Raw genomic sequence first — 2,718 nt, forward strand, 5'->3', positions numbered from 1 at the left:
GGCGGCGTCAGCGCCGGCGCGGGAGCGGCGGGAGCGGCGCCGCGCCCACCCACGCCCCCAGCACCGGGCCCGCGTCCGCCCCGGCCACGTCCGCGATGCACGCCGCGAGCGCCGCGGTCGTCACCGTGCCGTGCCGGTGCCGGGCGGTCCAGGCGCGGAGCACGTCGAAGAACGCGGCGTCGCCCAGGTCGAGCCGCAGGGCGTGCAGCGTGAGGGCGCCGCGCTTGTAGAGCCGGTCGTCGAACATCAGGTCGGGCCCGGGGTCGCCGATCACGAGGTCCTGCGGCAGCCCGGCGAGCCGCTGGTGCACGGTCCGGGCCTGGGCGTCCGCCGACCGCCCGCCGGCGTGCTCCTCCCACAGCCACTCCGCGTACGCCGCGAACCCCTCGTGCAGCCAGATGTCCCGCCAGGTCGCGGCGGTGAGGCTGTTGCCGAACCACTGGTGGGCGAGCTCGTGCGCGACCAGCCGCTCGGTGCCGCGGCGCCCGTCGACGTGGTTGGCGCCGAACACGGAGAGGCCGTGCGCCTCGAGCGGGATCTCGAGGGCGTCGTCGGTGACCACCACGTCGTACCGGTCGAACGGGTAGGGCCCGAACCGGTCGACGAACAGCGCCATCATCGCGGGCTGGCGCGCGAAGTCGTGGGAGCGCGCCGCCCGCAGCCGGGGCGGGGCGACGACGTCCTGGGGCACCGGCCCGGCCGCCAGGGCCGACCGCTCGTAGCGCCCGATCTGCACCGTCGCGAGGTAGGGCGCGGTCGGCTCGCGCTGCTCGAACTCCCAGCGCACCCGGCTGGACCGCTGGCGGCGGGACACGAGCGCCCCGTTGCACACGACCTCGTACCCGACCTCGGTGGTGACGGCGATCCGGAACGCGGCCTTGGCGCACGGCCGGTCGTCGCACGGGAACCAGGACGGGGCGCCGTCGGGCTGGCCGGCGACGATGACGCCGTCGGTCAGCTCCTCCCAGCCCACCTCGCCCCACGGGCCGCGGCGCGGGCCGGGGCTGCCGCCGTAGTGCACCTCGACCGTGACCGGGTCGCCGGCCGCGACCTGCCGGGCCAGCCGCACCTCGAGCCGCCCGTCGCGCACCGCGAACCGCCCCGGCCGCCGCCCGTCCACCAGCACGCGGGAGACCTGCAGGCCGACCAGGTCGAGCGCCAGCCGGTCCAGGTCGGTCGCGGCGGTGGCGTGCACGACGGCGCGCGCGTCGAGCCGGTTGGTCGCGACCCGGTAGTCCAGGTCCAGCTCGTAGCGGGCGACGTCGAGGCCGCCGGGGCCCCGGTCGGGCAGGTACGGGTCGACGCCGGCCGCGACCTCCGCGGGCCCCGTCGACGCCGGCGCGCCCGGGCCGCCCGTCACGCGGTCACCGGTGCGACCGGGTTGCCGGTCCACCGGCTGCCCGCGGGGATGGACTCGCCGCGCAGCACGAGCGACGCGGGGCCGACGGAGGCGCCCCCGCCGAGGCTCGCGGCGGGCAGGACCACGCCGTGGGGGCCGACGCTCGCGCCGTCGTCCAGGCGGACGGTGTCGATGCTCATCACCCGATCATGGAACAGATGCGTCTGGAGCACGCACCCGCGGTTCACCGTGGCCCCGTCGCCGAGCGTCACGAGGTCGGCCTCGGGCAGCCAGTACGTCTCGCACCAGACCCCCCGGCCGATGCGGGAGCCGAGCGCCCGGAGCCACAGGGTCATCGCCGGCGAGCCGACCGTCGCGGGGCCGAGCCACGGCACGGCGACCACCTCGAGGAAGGCGTCGGCGAGCTCGTTGCGCCAGACGAACCCGCTCCACAGCGGGTGCTCCCCCGCCCGGATCCGGCCGACGAGCGACCACTTCGCGAGGACGGCCACCGCGCACGCCGTCACGGCCGCGCCGACGACCACCACCGGCGACAGCAGCGCCGCCGCCCCGAGCCCGTGGGAGTGGGCGACCTCGCCGAGCACCAGCAGCACCGCGACGCCGATCCCGAACGCCACGACGACGGCGAGCAGCCGGCAGGCCTCGACGAGCGCCCGGGCGACCCGCAGCCGCGTCGGCGGGTCGAACGTGCGCGAGGTGTCGGCGTCGCCCGGCGTGCGGCGCAGCGGCTCCGGCGGGGAGCCCAGCCACGACGTGCCCGGCTTGGCGCGCTCGGGCGCGCCGGACAGCACCGCGACCAGCCCGCGCTTCGGCACCGCGCGGCCGGGGGCGATCATCCCGGAGTTGCCGAGGAAGGCGTACTTGCCGACCTTCGCCCGCTCGACGCGCAGCCAGCCGCGCCCGAGCTCGTAGGAGCCGATCAGGGTGTCGTCGGCCAGGAACGACCCGGCGCCCACCGAGGTGAGCGCGGGCAGCATCAGCACGGTCGAGGCCTCGACGTCCCGGCCCACCCGCGCACCGAGCGCCCGCAGCCACAGCGGCGTCAGCGTGCTGGCGTACAGCGGGTACAGCGTGCTGCGCGCGTCGTCCATGAGCCGCTGGGTGGCCCAGACCTGCCACCCGGTGCGGCTGCGCACCGGGTGGTACCCCTCCGCGACGCCGATCCCGAGCAGCCGGACGCCGCCGAGGGTCACCCCCGCCAGCACGGCGAACGAGGCGAGGGCCGCGAGCGGCACGGCCCGCAGGGCGTCGTCCCACGCGCCGCCCCACGACCCGGCGTCCCGCAGGTCCGCGGCCACCACGAGGAGCCCGACGACGGCCGCGACGACCGGCAGCGCGGCCAGCGCCGCGGCGGTGGC

The 2,718-nt window shown here is 77.6% G+C and carries 2 protein-coding genes; both read right to left on the minus strand.

The window, feature by feature from the left end:
- Window positions 1-7: 7 nt before the first annotated feature.
- Window positions 8-1,360 (minus strand): M1 family metallopeptidase, encoded by a 1,353-nt coding sequence (locus FA014_RS19035; RefSeq protein WP_154731179.1) that lies wholly within the window; start codon window positions 1,358-1,360, stop codon window positions 8-10.
- On the minus strand, window positions 1,357-2,718 hold a 1,362-nt coding region (locus tag FA014_RS19040), incomplete at its 5' end, for a Pls/PosA family non-ribosomal peptide synthetase (protein ID WP_328288227.1). The genes FA014_RS19035 and FA014_RS19040, both read right to left, overlap by 4 nt.

The sequence above is a fragment of the Cellulomonas hominis genome (assembly GCF_005239125.1).
Lineage (GTDB): Bacteria > Actinomycetota > Actinomycetes > Actinomycetales > Cellulomonadaceae > Cellulomonas > Cellulomonas hominis_A.